At 61.3% G+C, this 15,963-nt stretch carries 11 protein-coding genes; 9 read left to right on the top strand and 2 right to left on the bottom strand.

Features of this window, described 5'->3' with window-relative positions; all coding sequences use genetic code 11:
* The 7 genes from ACIOUG_RS11035 (at position 1) to ACIOUG_RS11005 (ending at position 12,014) form a co-directional block, all read left to right on the top strand.
* Positions 1-1,728 (top strand): autotransporter assembly complex family protein, encoded by a 1,728-nt coding sequence (locus ACIOUG_RS11035; RefSeq protein WP_401065230.1) that lies wholly within the window; start codon positions 1-3, stop codon positions 1,726-1,728.
* On the top strand, positions 1,725-5,396 hold the full coding sequence (locus ACIOUG_RS11030; protein WP_401065228.1) for a translocation/assembly module TamB domain-containing protein: 3,672 nt from the start codon (positions 1,725-1,727) through the stop codon (positions 5,394-5,396). The genes ACIOUG_RS11035 and ACIOUG_RS11030 overlap by 4 nt, the downstream gene beginning before the upstream one ends.
* 94 nt (positions 5,397-5,490) lie before the next feature.
* Positions 5,491-6,813, top strand: a complete 1,323-nt coding sequence (locus tag ACIOUG_RS11025) for a hypothetical protein (protein WP_401065226.1) — start codon at positions 5,491-5,493, stop codon at positions 6,811-6,813.
* Positions 6,814-7,066: 253 nt separating this feature from the next.
* Positions 7,067-7,549, top strand: coding sequence for a MarR family winged helix-turn-helix transcriptional regulator (locus tag ACIOUG_RS11020; protein WP_401065223.1), 483 nt, complete (start codon positions 7,067-7,069; stop codon positions 7,547-7,549).
* Positions 7,539-9,008, top strand: coding sequence for an efflux transporter outer membrane subunit (locus ACIOUG_RS11015; RefSeq protein ID WP_401065220.1), 1,470 nt, complete (start codon positions 7,539-7,541; stop codon positions 9,006-9,008). The genes ACIOUG_RS11020 and ACIOUG_RS11015 overlap by 11 nt, the downstream gene beginning before the upstream one ends.
* Positions 9,009-9,023: 15 nt before the next feature.
* A complete protein-coding gene (locus tag ACIOUG_RS11010) occupies positions 9,024-10,226 on the top strand; it encodes an efflux RND transporter periplasmic adaptor subunit (protein ID WP_401065219.1) in 1,203 nt (400 codons plus the stop codon).
* 258 nt (positions 10,227-10,484) lie between these two features.
* Positions 10,485-12,014, top strand: coding sequence for a DHA2 family efflux MFS transporter permease subunit (locus tag ACIOUG_RS11005; RefSeq protein WP_401065216.1), 1,530 nt, complete (start codon positions 10,485-10,487; stop codon positions 12,012-12,014).
* Between the two features lie 126 nt (positions 12,015-12,140).
* Here ACIOUG_RS11005 and lpxH read toward each other — a convergent pair whose 3' ends face one another.
* Entirely contained in the window at positions 12,141-12,893 is a 753-nt protein-coding gene (gene lpxH / locus ACIOUG_RS11000; protein WP_401065213.1) for a UDP-2,3-diacylglucosamine diphosphatase, read from the bottom strand.
* On the bottom strand, positions 12,890-13,396 hold the full coding sequence (locus ACIOUG_RS10995) for a peptidylprolyl isomerase (RefSeq protein ID WP_007912469.1): 507 nt from the start codon (positions 13,394-13,396) through the stop codon (positions 12,890-12,892). Before ACIOUG_RS10995 ends, lpxH begins: the two co-directional genes overlap by 4 nt.
* A gap of 251 nt (positions 13,397-13,647) precedes the next feature.
* On the opposite strand from ACIOUG_RS10995, the gene ACIOUG_RS10990 reads away from it, so the two are divergent.
* Together ACIOUG_RS10990 and cysS are read left to right on the top strand one after the other, a co-directional pair.
* Positions 13,648-15,171 (top strand): glutamine--tRNA ligase/YqeY domain fusion protein, encoded by a 1,524-nt coding sequence (locus ACIOUG_RS10990; RefSeq protein ID WP_401065209.1) that lies wholly within the window; start codon positions 13,648-13,650, stop codon positions 15,169-15,171.
* Positions 15,172-15,192: 21 nt separating this feature from the next.
* Positions 15,193-15,963: cysteine--tRNA ligase (cysS, locus tag ACIOUG_RS10985; RefSeq protein ID WP_401065206.1), on the top strand; the 771-nt coding region annotated here is incomplete at its 3' end.

The raw sequence follows: 15,963 nt of genomic DNA, 5'->3' as shown, positions 1-15,963 counted from the left end.
ATGAAGTTTCCAGGAAGATTTACCAGTGGCGTGCTCATGCTGTTAACCAGCTGCGCGGCGCTGGCGCAAAGTGAATTGGACGTGCGGATCAAACCGTCCAACGACGAACTCAAGGCCAATATAGAAGGCTATATCGGCAGCCTCGGCGATCGTGACGAACAAGCCTTGCTGCGCTTCAGTCGCGGGGCCGAGGAGCAGGCGCGCAAAGCCGCGCAGGCCTTGGGTTATTACCAGCCGCAGATCGACAGTGACGTGAAGGGCGGTGAAAAACCGCGCCTGGTGCTGAACATCGATCCCGGCGAACCGATTCGTCTGCGCAACGTCATCGTGCGCGTCGACGGGCCTGCCGCCTCCCTCAAATCCTTTCGTGTGCCGAGCAGCGACACGCTCAAGTCCGGCGCGGTGCTCAACCATGGGCGTTATGAAGACGCCAAACGCCTGATCCAGAATCAGGCCTCGCGCTTCGGTTTTTTCAGTGGCCATTTCACTAGCCAGAAACTCCTGGTCGACCCGCGGGCCGGGGTGGCCGACGTTGAATTGATCTACGACAGCGGCCCGCGTTATGCGCTGGGCAAAGTCAGTTTCGAGGGCGACACACCCTTCGACGAAGACCTGCTGCAACGCATGGTGCCGTTCAAGGCTGGCGACCCGTATGACTCCGAGCTGATCGCCGAACTCAACCGCGACCTGCAATCGAGCGGCTATTTCGAAGGCGTGCGCGTCGATGCGGCGCCGACGGCGGCGAAAAACGACGTGATCCCGGTCGAGGTCAAACTCGACACCCGCAAGCCGCGCACCATGGGCCTGGGCCTCGGTTATTCGACCGACGTCGGCCCGCGGATCAAGGCCAACTGGACCCGCCACTGGGTCAACCCGCAGGGCGACAGTTACGGTTGGGAAGCCGAGTTGTCGGCGCCACGGCAGAACGTCGGGCTGTTCTATGACATCCCGCTCGATCCGCCGCTGACCGATAAATTGCGCTGGGCCGGCGGTTATCAATATGAAGACATCGACGGCTCCGACACCCTGAGCAAGCTGCTGACCTTCGGCCCGGAATGGCACAGCAAATTACCCAGCGGCTGGCAGCGGGTCATTTCGCTGAAATGGCAGCGTGAGGAATATCAGCTCGGCGACGACTCCGGCCTCAGCACCTTGCTGATGCCCGGCATCAGTTACTCGTACTTGAAAAGCGACAACCGCATCGACCCGCACAACGGCTATCGCCTGACGTTTGAAAGCAAAGTGGCAAAGGAAGGCCTCGGCTCGGACAACAACCTTTTATATGGCACAGCGCTAATCAAAGGCCTGACCACGGTGTTCGACAACCACCGCTTCCTCGGCCGGGTGCAGGTCGGCGGCAGCGCCACCAATGGTTACAACTCGGTACCGCCGTCACTGCGTTTCTTCGCCGGTGGCGATCAGAGCGTGCGCGGTTATGACTACCAGAGCCTGTCCCCGGAAAACTCCAAGGGCGACCGCATCGGCGGGCGCTACATGGTCGCCGGCAGCGTCGAGTATCAGTATTCGATTGCCGAGAAATGGCGGATCGCGACCTTCGTCGACCAGGGCAACTCCTTCAACAAACTCGAACTGCCGAACCTCAAGACCGGGGTCGGTATCGGTGTGCGCTGGGTCTCGCCGGTGGGGCCGATCCGCCTCGACCTGGCCCACGCGCTGGACGACGACGGCGGCATCCGGCTGCACTTTTCCATGGGGCCTGAGCTGTGAAGCGTGGTTTGAAAATATCGGCACTGGCGCTGTTGGCGTTGGTGCTGTTGGTTGTATTGAGCATCGCCGCAGTAGTGGGAACCCAGGCCGGCAGCCGTTGGGCGCTGGGCCTGGTGCCGGGTTTGAGTGTGGAGAATTTCCAGGGCCGGCTCGGTGGCCAATGGAGCGCCGATCATCTGCTGTGGCAGCAGGACAGCAGCCGGGTCGAACTGAACCAGGCGATCTTCGCCTGGTCGCCGCTGTGCCTGACCCGCATGACCCTGTGCATCGAACAGCTCAAGGCCGATCAGGTGATCCTGCAATTCCCGCCGAGTGAAACCACTGAAAGCGGTCCGATCAAACTGCCGGATCTGCAACTGCCGGTAGCGATCGAACTGGGCGACGTGCAGATCGGCAGCCTGCTGTTCAACGGCAGCGAACAGCTCAAGGGCCTGCAACTGGCGGCGCACTGGACGGCCCAAGGCATGCAGATCGACAGCGTGAAATTGCAGCGCGACGATATGAGTCTGAACCTCTCCGGCCTGCTGCAACCGACCGGCAACTGGCCGCTGAACATCGCCGGTGACCTGAGTCTGCCGTCCCCAGGCACAGGCCCATGGACGCTGGCGTTGAAAGTCGACGGCGACCTGCTGAAAACCCTCAACCTGCATGCCGACAGCCGTGGCTACCTCGATGGCCAGTTGAGCGGCGAGCTGCAACCGCTGGCAGAAAACCTGCCGGCCAAGGTGCGCATCACCAGTGAGGCGTTCAAACCGAGCGCCGATCTGCCGGACACCCTGCAATTCAATCAACTGGTTTTGACCGGGGAAGGTGACCTGAAAAACGGTTACCAATTGCTCGGCAACGCCACGCTGCCCGCCGAAAAAGGCCCGGTGGCGTTGCTGCTCAAAGGCAAGGTCGATGCCAGCGGCGCGCAGATCGCCGGCCTCGACCTCAGTGCCAACGACAAGCAAAGCCTCAAACTCACCGGCAGCGTTGACTGGAGCAAGGGCCTCACGGCTCAGGCCAACATCAACTGGCAGGATTTCCCGTGGCATCGGCTGTATCCCGAGATCGACGAGCCGCAAGTCGCACTGCGCACCTTCACTGGCGAAGTCTCCTACACCGACGGTCAATACCTCGGTAACTTCGCCGCCGACCTCGATGGTCCGGCGGGGGCGTTCAGCCTGAGCAGTCCGTTCAGCGGCAGCCTGAAGCAGATCGCTTTGCCGCAGCTGAAAATGCAGGCCGGGCAGGGCAAGGCCGAAGGGCATGTGAATGTGCAGTTCGCCGATGGCATCGCCTGGGACACCGCATTGGATCTTTCGGCGCTGAACCCGGCGTACTGGGTTGCGGAGTTGCCGGGGACTCTGGCCGGGCCGCTGCGCAGCAAAGGCGAAATGAAGAACGAACGCCTGAGCCTCACCGCCGACCTCGACCTCAAGGGCAAACTGCGCGGTCAACCGGCAGTGCTGCAAGCCAAGGCTGACGGTGCCGGCGAGCAGTGGAACCTCAACGCCCTGCAAATCCGCCTCGGCGATAACAGCATCAGCGGCAAGGGCAGCCTGCAACAGAAACTCAGCGGGCAGATCGACATCAAGCTGACGCGTCTGGCCCAGCTCTGGCCGCAGCTGCGCGGACAGGTCACGGGTCAGGTCAACGTCGCCGGTACGCTGAAAGCACCGCAAGGCAAACTCGGTCTGCAAGGTTCGCAACTGGCGTTTCAGGACAATCGCCTGCAAAGCCTCAACCTCGACGCCACCCTCGACAGTGCGCAACGGGCGAAAATCGACCTCAAGGGCAGCGGCATTCAGGCCGGCGACACCAACCTCGGTGTGTTGACCGCCAGTGCCCAAGGCGACATCAAGAGCCAGAAACTCAACCTCGACCTGCTCGGGCCACAGCTGAAGCTGGCCCTCGGTCTGGACGGCAATCTGGACAAGGGCAACTGGCGCGGCCGTTTGGCCAGCGGCGATATTCAGGCCGGCGGCCAGGACTGGAAGCTGCAGAACCCGGCCAGACTGGAGCGTCTGGCTGACGGCAAGATCAACTTCGGCGCGCATTGCTGGATGTCTGGCAATGCCAGCCTGTGCGGTGAAGATCAGCGCCTGCTGCCCGAGCCGAAACTGCGTTACCACCTCAAGCAGTTCCCGATTGAAAGTCTGGCGCAATGGTTGCCGAAAGACTTCGCCTGGCAGGGCAAGCTCAACGCCGACCTGCAACTGGATCTGCCGGCCAGCGGCCCGAACGGCGTGGTCAGCATCGACGCCAGCGGCGGCACCCTGCGCATGAAAGAAAAAGATCAGTGGCTGGACTTCCCGTACCAGACGCTGAAGCTCACCAGCAAACTCACACCGAAGCGCATCGACACCGACCTCAATTTTGTCGGCGGCAAACTCGGCGAATTGATGGTGCAGGCGCAGCTCAATCCGCTGCCGAAAAACAAACCGCTGAGTGGTTCGTTCCGTCTCAGCGGGCTGGACCTGTCGGTGGCGCGACCGTTTGTGCCGATGGTCGAAAAACTCACCGGGCGCCTGAACGGCAGCGGGACGATTTCCGGCGGGCTGCTGGCGCCGCTGGTCAACGGCACGGTGAAGCTCAGTGATGGCGAAGTCTCCGGCGCCGAGCTGCCGATGGAACTCAAGGACCTGCAACTGCAAGCGGTGATCGCCGGCGAATCCGTGCGTCTTGATGGTGGCTGGAACAGCGGCAAGACCGGCCAGGGCAGCCTCAACGGCAATGTCGCCTGGGGTCAGGCGCTGATAGTCGATGTGGCGCTCAAGGGCACGCAATTGCCGGTCACCGTCGAGCCGTATGCCAAGCTGGAAGTGGCGCCGGATCTGAAAATCTCCATGGCCGGCGACGAGCTGAAGATTGCCGGCAAAGTGCTGGTACCCAGAGGCGAAATCACCGTCCGCGAACTGCCGCCCTCCACGGTTAAAGTCTCCGATGACACGATCATCGTCGGCGCGCAGACCGAGGAGGGTAAACCGCCGATGGCCATGAAGATGGACATCGACGTGGTGGTCGGTGACGACAAACTCAGCTTCGCCGGATTCGGCCTGACCGCCAACCTGCAAGGTCATGTGCACATCGGCGACAACATGGACACCCGTGGCGAGCTGTGGCTCAACGACGGCAAATACCGCGCCTACGGCCAGCGCCTGACGGTTCGGCGTGCACGGCTGTTGTTCGCAGGGCCCATCGACCAGCCGTATCTGGACATCGAAGCGATCCGCCAGACCGACGACGTGATCGCGGGTATTCGCCTGAGCGGCAGTGCCGAACAGCCGACCACGCAGATCTTCTCCGAACCGGCCATGAGTCAGGAGCAGGCGCTGTCGTATCTGGTGCTCGGGCGACCGCTGAGCACCAACGGCGAAGACAACAACATGCTCGCGCAAGCAGCGTTGGGTCTGGGCCTGATGGGCAGTTCCGGGGTCACCAGCAGTCTGGCCAAAGACCTGGGGATTCAGGACTTCCAGCTCGACACCCAGGGCAGCGGCAACACCACCAGCGTGGTCGCCAGCGGCAATATCTCGGAAAAACTCAGCCTGCGTTATGGCGTCGGCGTGTTCGAACCGGCCAACACCATTGCGCTGCGGTACAAGCTGAGCAAGAAGGTTTATCTCGAAGCCGCCAGCGGTGTCGCCAGTTCGCTGGATATCTTCTACAAGCGCGATTTCTGAGGGCGTTGCCAAGAGCCGGGTCGTGGCGTCGCGATCCGGTTCTTGCAGGATGTATTAGACTCAGCGAACCCTGTAAACCTTGCCGGTTGTGCCTATGGTTCGCTTGAGTATGGTCCTGCTCGGTAATGACTTTGTCCGCAAGCGCTGGTCAGCACTGGCGCTGACCGGCATCGTCTGGGGCGCGGCCGGGGTGGCGATCTTCATCGATGCGCTGGACGGCGTGCTGTATTTTCCGCTGCACCTGTTTGGCTATCTGTTGTTGCTCGAAGCGCTGATCCTGCTGCTGGTGCCGGCACCGCAAACCGGGACCGCTGCGGCCCTGCGTAAAGCGCGAGGTCTGGCGTTTCTCTTGTTGGGGCTGCTGATTGTTGACCGGCAACATGCTGCCGGGCTGATTCTGGCGGTGCTGTTTGGCGGGGCTTTCATCGTTGATGGGGTCTTCAGGCTGGCGGCTGCGGTGGTGGTGCGTTTTGTCGGCTGGCAAGTGTCGCTGCTGGCGGGGTTGTTCGAACTCGGTTTTGGCGTGTTTATCCTTGAGCCGTATCCGACGCTGTATAAGGGCACGGTGCCGTTCTGCATAGGCATGAGCCTGTTTCTCTCGGGCTGCGCGTTGCTGCGCCAAGCCGCGCGCTTCAGGCACCTGCCGGCGCTGACCGACCCTGCTGCTGTCAGTGCGCCGGCCAGCAGCGACGCGCTGGTCATCCACATCTGGACGCCCAGCGGCACCGTGGATGACACCCTGGTGCGCAACCGTCTGCTCAATCGCTACATCGCGGCGGTTGATATTAATGGGGTCATTTCCGCCGGCCACGCGGCGCTGGAATGTGGCCCGGACATTTACATCAGCCATTACCCGCTGGACGACATCGATCGTTCGGCGGGAGATTTCGTGCGTTTGCTGCGGGCGACGCCGAACAACGATGTCGCCGGGCGGTTTCTGCCGGACTATGCCGGCGAGGTGGCGGACTGGTGCCGGTCTTCGGTTCAGGTCAGTTTTGCCCACTACGATGCCCGGCGATTGCAGGCGTTCTGGGTGGCGTATCGGCAGAACGACACCTACAACCTCACCAGCCGCAATTGTTCCAGTGCCGTGGCCCATAGCCTCGAGGCGGCTCTGGAAGGATCCATGAATCGCGGGCACTCGAGCATGTTCGATTTTGCCCGGATCATCTTCAGCCCCGAATTCTGGGTCGCGGCGCAGGTGCGCAAGCGCGCTGAAGTGATGGCCTGGACGCCCGGTCTGGTGCTCGATTACGCACGGGCGCTGCATGCTGCGATCGAGCCGGCACCACCGGGCTGGCACAGCATGTATGCGGTGACCAAACGCGCCTGCGGTTATGCAGTCACCGCCTTGCGCGGACGTGAAGTGCATCCCCTTCAGCCGCCGGCGGCTGCCCGTCCTTCCGATGAAACCTGAGCGTCTTTAAACCGAGTTGTCCCAATCGCTGGCAAGCCAGCTCCCACAGGGTCAGTGGTGTACTCAAAATTCACGTACGCCATAGAAACCTGTGGGAGCTGGCTTGCCAGCGATAGCGTCCGCCCGCCAAACACAAAACCCAGTCCACTGGTCAACTAATTACAAAGCAACCTAACTATTACGTTGACATTCGCTGCCTAGGCAGTAACATCTCGACATACATTCACTGCCTAGGCAGTTATTAGGTAAGCACATGAAGCATTTCACCCCGGACGAATTCAAACATTGCCATCTCGGCCTGTTGCTTGGCCGTGCTGCGCTGCTCAAGGACAAGATCATCGACACTCACATGGAACCCCACGGCATCACCGCCGCGCAGTTCAAGGTGTTGATCATCATGGCGCAGTTTGGCGTCGACACCCCGGCCGAGCTGTGCCGGCATCTGTCGCTCGACAGCGGTTCGATGACACGCATGCTTGATCGTCTGGAGCAGAAAGGCTTCCTGGCTCGCCAACGCAGCGAAGGCGATCGCCGTCAGGTGCAGCTCAAGCTCACCGAGCAAGGTCGGCAACTGGCCGATCGCCTGCCGCACATCGGCGCCGATGCGATGAATGAACTGGCCGGCGCCGTCACTCCGGACGAGTTGAAGACCCTGGAATACATCCTCAAGAAAATCCTGCTGGCAGCCGGTGACCCGATCACTATCCAGCGGTTAGGTGAACACAATGAGCGGTAAAACCTTGCGCACCAGCCTGACCCTGGTGCTGTCGGCGATGATCCTTGCCGGCTGCGCCAACTACAGCGGCCTCGATACTCAGGGCAAAAATCTCGATGCGAAAAGCCTGAAAGCCGGCCAGTCTCTCAGCGGCGTGACCCTGTCGCCCGCCGCGTGGCCGAAAAGCGACTGGTGGACCAGCCTCGGCGATCCACAGCTCGACGGTCTGATCCGCGAAGCCCTGCACGACAGCCCGGACATGCAGATCGCCGAAGCGCGCGCGCATCAGGCCAGCGCTGCGGCGTATGCCGCCGATGCCGAACGCTATCCGACCCTCGACGCCAGCGCCGGCATCAGCCGTTCGCGCCTGGCCAAGGATCAGGACCCGCGAGGGCAGGGCGATGCCTACGCCACCGTGCGTAACGTCAGCGCCGGCTTCAATTACAACTTCGACCTGTGGGGCGGCCAGCGTGATGCCTGGGAAGCCGCACTCGGTCAGGCCCGCGCTGCAGAAGTCGACCGTCAGGCGGCGCAATTGACCCTCGCCGCCGACGTGGCCCGGGCCTACAGCGATCTGGGACAGGCGCACATCGTCTACGACCTGGCTAACGACGACCTCAAACGCACCAAACAAATGCTCGATCTGAGCCAGCGCCGCTTGAGTGCCGGGATCGACAGCCAGTACCAGTTCCAGCAAACCCAAAGCCTTGAGGCCAGTTCCGAAGCCAGTCTGATCGACGCTGAAAAACGTCTGAACAGCGCCAAGATCGCCCTGGCCGTGCTGCTCGGCAAAGGCCCGGATCGTGGCAACGAAATCGCCCGGCCGAAAGTCCTGCAAGCCAGCGCCGTGGCGGTGCCGTCGGTCCTGCCGGCTGAGCTGCTGGGCCGGCGTCCGGATCTGGTCGCGGCGCGCTGGCGCGTAGAGGCCGCGAGCAAAGACATCGACTCGGCGAAAACCCGCTTCTATCCCAACCTGAACCTTACGGCGTCGGCCGGTGCCGAATCCTTGTTGGGTGACGCGATGTTCGGGTCGGCCAGTCGCTTCTTCAGCATCGCCCCGACCATCTCGGTGCCGATCTTCGACGGCGGGCGTCTGCGCGCCAACCTCGATGCGCGCGACGCCGATTACGATCTGGCGGTGGCGCAGTACAACAAAAGCCTGGTGAAAGCACTGGGCGATGTCAGCGACACGATCAACCAGTTGCGTGACATCGGCCGGCAGATCGGGGCGCAGCAACACGCCACCGAGATTGCTCAGGATTCTTACAACACCGTCGTCCAGCGTTACGGTTCCGGCATCGGCAACTACCTGGACGTGCTCAGCATCGAGCAGCAATTGCTGCAGGCCCAGCGTCAGTTGGCCAACCTCAATGCCGAGCAGATCGACCTGTCGATTCAACTGATGCAAGCGCTGGGCGGCGGCTTTCAGGGTGAAACCCTGACCGCAGCCAACGCCACCCCAGCCACGTCGCACAACTAATTTCAGGTATTTGTCATGGCCACTGCCGAAAACACTCAAACTCAAGCCAACACCCCCGACACCGGCAATCCGCGCAAACGCAAAGTCATGCTGCTGGTGCTGGCCGTCGTGGTCCTGCTCGCCTGCGCCGGCGTGTGGGCGTATCACGAGTTCATCGGGCGCTTCAACGAAAGCACCGACGACGCCTACGTCAACGGCAACGTCGTCGAGATCACCCCGCTGGTGACCGGCACCGTGGTCAGCATCGGCGCCGATGATGGCGATCTGGTTCACGAAGGCCAGGTGCTGATCAACTTCGACCCGAACGACGCCGAAGTCGGCCTGCAAAGTGCCCAGGCGAAACTGGCGCGTACCGTGCGTCAGGTGCGCGGCCTGTACAGCAACGTCGACGGCATGAAGGCCCAGGTCAACGCGCAACAGGCTGAAGTGCAGAAGGCTCAGGACAACTACAACCGCCGGAAAAACCTCGCCGCTGGCGGCGCGATTTCCCAGGAAGAACTGTCCCACGCCCGCGACGACCTGACCTCGGCGCAAAACGCCCTGGCCAATGCCAAGCAGCAACTGAAAACCACCAGCGCGCTGGTCGATGACACCGTGGTTTCGTCGCACCCGGACGTGATGTCGGCGGCTGCCGATCTGCGTCAGGCGTACCTGACCAACGCTCGCAGCACCCTGATCGCGCCGGTCACCGGTTACGTCGCCAAACGCACCGTGCAACTCGGTCAGCGCGTACAGCCGGGCACCGCGCTGATGGCGGTGATTCCGCTGGATCAACTGTGGATCGACGCCAACTTCAAGGAAACCCAGCTGCGTGACATGCGCATCGGTCAGCCGGTGGACATCGAGTCCGACATCTACGGCAGCAGCGTGAAGTACAGCGGCACCGTCGACAGCCTCGGCGCCGGTACCGGCAGCGCGTTCGCCCTGTTGCCGGCGCAGAACGCCACCGGTAACTGGATCAAGATCGTGCAGCGTGTGCCGGTGCGGATTCACATCAACGCCGAAGAGCTGGCCAAGCACCCGCTGCGGGTCGGTCTGTCGACCAATGTTGAAGTGAACCTGCATGACCAGAGCGGTCCGGTACTGGCCCAGCAACCGCCGCAACAGGCCTCGTTCAGCACCAACGTCTACGACCGGCAACTGGCCGAGGCCGACGCGATGATTGCGCAGCTGATCCACGACAACAGCGCTGCGGTGAGCAAGACCGCGCAACGCTGAATCTTTCCCCTGTGGGAACAGGTTCTCAAGGTGATGAGATTTACCGTGGTGAGGGGATTTATCCCCGATGGACTGCGCAGCAGGCCCGGCTTTTCTGAATTAAAAGAGGGGCTGCTTCGCGACCCATCGGGGATAAATCCCCTCGCCACAGATGAATCCCCTCACCACAGATGAACTTCCTCGTCACAAGGGCCTGTTCTTTATAGGCAACTGCTTCTTTAACAGACGCAGCGTCAATCAGGTTTCAAAGGATTCACAATGAGCAATAACGCCTCTTTCACGCCGCCCAGCCTGTTGCTCAGCACCATCGGCCTGTCGCTGGCGACGTTCATGCAAGTGCTCGACACCACTATTGCCAACGTGGCGCTGCCGACGATCTCCGGCAACCTGGGCGTGAGTTCGGAGCAGGGCACCTGGGTCATCACCTCGTTTGCCGTGAGCAACGCCATCGCGCTGCCGCTGACCGGCTGGCTCAGTCGCCGTTTCGGCGAGGTGAAGCTGTTTCTCTGGGCCACCATTCTATTCGTGCTAGCCTCGTTCCTCTGCGGAATCTCCACCTCGATGCCGGAACTGATCGGTTTCCGTGTGCTGCAAGGTCTGGTGGCCGGGCCGCTGTATCCGATGACGCAGACCCTGTTGATTGCAGTCTATCCCCCCGCGAGGCGCGGCATGGCCCTGGCGTTGCTGGCGATGGTCACGGTGGTCGCGCCGATTGCCGGGCCCATTCTCGGTGGCTGGATTACTGACAGCTACAGCTGGCCGTGGATCTTCTTCATCAACGTACCGATCGGCATCTTTGCGGTGATGGTGGTGCGCTCGCAACTGGCCAAGCGCCCGGTGGAGACCAGCCGGCAGCCGATGGACTACGTCGGGCTGATCACGCTGATCATCGGCGTCGGCGCGTTGCAGGTGATCCTCGACAAGGGCAATGATCTCGACTGGTTCGAGTCGAACTTCATCATCATCGGCGCGGCGATTTCGGTGATCGCCCTGGCGGTGTTCGTCATCTGGGAAATGACCGACCAGCATCCGGTGGTGAATCTGCGGTTGTTCGCCTACCGCAACTTCCGTATCGGCACGCTGGTGCTGGTGTTGGGTTACGCCGGGTTCTTCGGCATCAACCTGATCCTGCCGCAGTGGTTGCAGACGCAGATGGGTTACACCGCGACCTGGGCCGGTCTGGCGGTGGCGCCGATCGGGATTCTGCCGGTGCTGCTGTCGCCGTTTGTCGGCAAGTACGCAAACAAGTTCGACCTGCGCCTGTTGGCCGGTCTGGCGTTCCTCGCGATTGGCCTGAGCTGCTTCATGCGCGCCGGATTCACCAACCAGGTGGACTTCCAGCACATCGCTCTGGTGCAGCTGTTCATGGGTATCGGCGTGGCGCTGTTCTTCATGCCGACCCTGAGCATCCTGATGTCCGACCTGCCGCCGAGCCAGATCGCCGATGGCGCGGGTCTGGCGACCTTTCTGCGGACTTTGGGTGGCAGCTTTGCGGCATCGCTGACCACATGGATCTGGATCCGCCGCGCCGACCAGCACCATGCGTACATGAGCGAAAGCATCAGTACCTATGAGCCGGCGACCCGCGAGACGTTGAATCATCTAGGCGGCGCGAGCCAATCGGCGTACGCGCAGATGGATCAGATCCTCACCAGCCAGGCGTACATGCTCTCCACCGTGGATTACTTCACGTTGCTGGGTTGGGGCTTCATGGGGCTGATTCTGATTGTGTGGCTGGCAAAGCCGCCGTTTGCTGCCAAGGCCGGCCCGGCGGCCAGCGGTCACTAAGCAAAAACGCGGTCAAACTGTAGGAGTGAGCCTGCTCGCGATATCGGTATCACATTCAACATCTTCGTTGACTGGTACACCGCTATCGCGAGCAGGCTCACTCCTACAGTGGTTTGTGTTTGGCTTCTAGATTGCGGGAGCAGGCAGTGCCGGTGGCGGGGCGAAGTCGAACGGTGCCAGGGCAAACCCGTTCTCATCCACCTGCAACGCCCATCCCTGTCGATCCCAGTCCCCCAGCACAATCCGCTTCGCTGCCTGCTCACCGAGCTGCAGCTTGTGGATCGCCGGACGATGGGTGTGGCCGTGAATCAGGGTGTTCACCCCGTATTGCTGCATGATCCGCGGAATTTCCTCAGGCGTGACATCGACAATGTCATTGGCCTTCATCCGTGTCTGCGCGCGGCTTTCGCTGCGCAGCTTGCGCGCCAGATTGTGGCGGGTGCTCAGCGGCAGGTGGCGCAGGATGAACAGGGTGATCGGGTTGCGCAGGTAGCGCCGCAGCTTCATGTAGCCTACGTCGCGGGTGCACAGGCTGTCACCGTGCATCAGCAGCACCGGCTCGCCGTAAAACTGCACGACACTCGGGTCCTTCAACAGCGTGCAGCCGGCTTCTTTGCAGAAGGCCTTGCCGAGCAGGAAGTCGCGATTGCCGTGCATCAGAAAGATCGCCGTGCCGCTGTCGCTCAATTGGCGCAGAGCCTGGCAAATGGAACGCTGGAAGGGCGTCATGGCATCGTCGCCAATCCACGCTTCAAAGAAGTCGCCAAGAATGTAGAGCGCACTCGCCGAGCGGGCGCGTCCGGCGAGCAAATCCAGAAACGCCCGGGTAATGTCCGGGCGCTCCTCTTCCAGATGCAAGTCTGAAATCAGCAATATCACGCTTCGATGATCTCGGCTTTCTCGATGATCACGTCGTCTTTCGGCACGTCCTGGTGACCGGCCTTGGAAGTGGTGGCAACGCCTTCGATCTTGTCGACGACATCGGTACCGGCAACCACTTTACCGAACACGGCATAACCCCAGCCCTGAGCGGTCTTGGCGGTGTGGTTGAGGAAGCTGTTGTTGGTGGCGTTGATGAAGAACTGCGCCGAGGCCGAATGCGGGTCCATGGTGCGGGCCATGGCCAGGGTGTACTTCTCGTTCTTCAGGCCGTTGTCGGCTTCGTTCTGGATGCTTGGGCGCTTGTCTTTCTTTTCCTGCATGCCAGGCTCGAAACCGCCGCCCTGGATCATGAAGCCCTTGATCACGCGGTGGAAAACCACGTTCTCGTAGTGACCGTTTTTAACGTATTCGAGGAAGTTGGCAGCGGTGATCGGCGCTTTTTCCGCGTCCAGTTCGATGACGATGTCGCCGTAGTTGGTGGTCAGTTTGACTTGAGTCATGATCGCTACTCTTTATAAGGAATTCGTGGTTCTGGGACATTCAGCCCCACAACCGGTTCAGCCTGCTTCGGCCAAGGAGCGCAGTTTAGCGTGACAGGCGCGAATTTCGAGGCTGTTTTTCCAAAACCCTTCGATTAAATGCACTCCTTTATAGGCCGCGCTCTGTCAGCCCCTTGACAGCATCGGCTATGATAGCGGCTTTGTTTTGTCTGGCCCCCTTTGCGGCCGCGCACATGTAAGTCAAGGATCCTATGAGCAAGCCCACTGTCGACCCTACCTCGAATGCCAAGTCCGGCCCTGCCGTGCCGGTCAATTTCCTGCGGCCGATCATCCAGGCAGACCTGGACTCGGGCAAGCACACCCAGATCGTCACCCGTTTTCCGCCTGAGCCCAACGGCTACCTACACATCGGCCACGCCAAGTCGATCTGCGTGAACTTCGGCCTGGCCCAGGAGTTCGGCGGCGTCACGCACCTGCGTTTCGACGACACCAACCCGGCCAAGGAAGACCAGGAATACATCGACGCGATCGAAAGCGACGTCAAATGGCTGGGCTTCGAGTGGTCCGGCGAAGTGCGCTACGCCTCGCAGTATTTCGACCAGTTGCACGACTGGGCGATCGAGCTGATCAAGGCCGGCAAGGCCTACGTCGACGACCTGACCCCTGAGCAGGCCAAGGAATACCGTGGCAGCCTGACCGAGCCGGGCAAGAACAGCCCGTTCCGCGACCGTTCGGTGGAAGAGAACCTCGACTGGTTCGCGCGCATGCGTGCCGGTGAGTTCCCGGACGGCGCTCGCGTGCTGCGCGCGAAGATCGACATGGCTTCGCCGAACATGAACCTGCGCGACCCGATCATGTACCGCATCCGCCACGCCCATCACCATCAGACCGGTGACAAGTGGTGCATCTACCCGAACTATGACTTCACCCACGGTCAGTCGGACGCCATCGAAGGCATCACCCACTCGATCTGCACCCTGGAATTCGAAAGCCATCGTCCGCTGTACGAGTGGTTCCTGCAGAACCTGCCGGTGCCGGCCAACCCGCGCCAGTACGAATTCAGCCGCCTGAACCTGAACTACACCATCACCAGCAAGCGCAAGCTCAAGCAACTGGTCGATGAAAAGCACGTCAACGGCTGGGACGACCCGCGCATGTCGACGCTGTCGGGCTTCCGTCGCCGTGGCTACACGCCGGCTTCGATCCGCAACTTCTGCGACATGATCGGCACCAACCGTTCCGACGGCGTGGTCGACTTCGGCATGCTCGAGTTCAGCATCCGTCAGGACCTCGACGCGAACGCCCCGCGCGCCATGTGCGTGCTGCGTCCGTTGAAAGTCGTGATCACCAACTACCCGCAAGACCAGGTCGAAAACCTCGAACTGCCGCGTCATCCGCAGAAAGAAGAACTCGGCGTGCGCAAGCTGCCGTTCGCCCGTGAAATCTACATCGACCGCGATGACTTCATGGAAGAACCGCCAAAGGGCTACAAGCGTCTGGAGCCGAACGGCGAAGTGCGTCTGTACGATCGCCTGTTCCGTTCTCCGAACCCGGAGAAGGCCGAAGACAGCGCGAGTTTCCTCGACAACATCAACCCTGACTCACTGCAAGTGCTGACCGGTTGTCGTGCTGAACCCTCGCTGGGCGATGCACAGCCGGAAGACCGTTTCCAGTTCGAGCGCGAAGGCTACTTCGTCGCCGACATCAAGGACTCGAAACCAGGTCAGCCGGTATTCAACCGTACCGTGACCCTGCGTGATTCGTGGGGCCAGTGATTTAGCGTCAAGGAAATTAACGTGCTGACGATCTACAACACGCTCACCAAGAGCAAAGAAGTCTTCAAGCCGCTGGATGGCAACAAGGTGCGCATGTACGTGTGCGGCATGACCGTGTACGACTACTGCCACCTCGGCCACGGCCGCAGCATGGTCGCGTTCGACCTGGTGACCCGCTGGTTGCGGTTCAGCGGTTACGACCTGACCTATGTGCGCAACATCACCGACATCGACGACAAGATCATCAATCGTGCCCGCGAGAACGGTGAGTCGTTCGACGCGCTGACCGAGCGCATGATCGCCGCGATGCATGAAGACGAAGCGCGCCTGAACATCAAGAAGCCGGACATGGAGCCGCGTGCCACGGATCACATTCCGGGCATGCACGCGATGATCCAGACCCTGATCGACAAGGGCTTCGCTTACGCCCCGGGCAATGGTGACGTGTACTACCGCGTCGCCAAGTTCATGGGTTACGGCAAGCTGTCGCGCAAGAAGATCGAAGACCTGCGCATCGGTGCACGCATCGAAGTCGACGAGTCGAAAGAAGACCCGCTGGATTTCGTCCTGTGGAAAGCCGCCAAACCGGGCGAGCCGAGCTGGGAATCGCCGTGGGGCGCCGGGCGTCCGGGCTGGCACATCGAGTGCTCGGTGATGTCCACCTGCTGCCTCGGTGAGACCTTCGACATTCATGGCGGCGGCAGCGACCTTGAGTTCCCGCACCACGAAAACGAAATCGCCCAGAGCGAAGCGGCCACCGGCAAGACCTACGCCAACGCGTGGTTGGCTTGC

Origin of the sequence: Pseudomonas sp. NPDC087803 (genome assembly GCF_044742995.1) — a bacterium.
GTDB lineage: Bacteria > Pseudomonadota > Gammaproteobacteria > Pseudomonadales > Pseudomonadaceae > Aquipseudomonas.
The sequence above is the reverse complement of the archived record's forward strand: the minus strand, read 5'-3'. Positions and strand labels throughout refer to the sequence as shown.

What these genes read in the sequence shown, in the direction of transcription:
- ACIOUG_RS11015 (WP_401065220.1), top strand. Translation starts at nt 7,539, where the DNA reads ATGAGCGGTAAAACCTTGCGCACCAGCCTGACCCTGGTGCTGTCGGCG.
- ACIOUG_RS10995 (WP_007912469.1), bottom strand. Translation starts at nt 13,396, where the DNA reads ATGACTCAAGTCAAACTGACCACCAACTACGGCGACATCGTCATCGAA.
- ACIOUG_RS11010 (WP_401065219.1), top strand. Translation starts at nt 9,024, where the DNA reads ATGGCCACTGCCGAAAACACTCAAACTCAAGCCAACACCCCCGACACC.
- ACIOUG_RS11020 (WP_401065223.1), top strand. Translation starts at nt 7,067, where the DNA reads ATGAAGCATTTCACCCCGGACGAATTCAAACATTGCCATCTCGGCCTG.
- ACIOUG_RS11035 (WP_401065230.1), top strand. Translation starts at nt 1, where the DNA reads ATGAAGTTTCCAGGAAGATTTACCAGTGGCGTGCTCATGCTGTTAACC.
- ACIOUG_RS11005 (WP_401065216.1), top strand. Translation starts at nt 10,485, where the DNA reads ATGAGCAATAACGCCTCTTTCACGCCGCCCAGCCTGTTGCTCAGCACC.
- ACIOUG_RS10990 (WP_401065209.1), top strand. Translation starts at nt 13,648, where the DNA reads ATGAGCAAGCCCACTGTCGACCCTACCTCGAATGCCAAGTCCGGCCCT.
- ACIOUG_RS11025 (WP_401065226.1), top strand. Translation starts at nt 5,491, where the DNA reads ATGGTTCGCTTGAGTATGGTCCTGCTCGGTAATGACTTTGTCCGCAAG.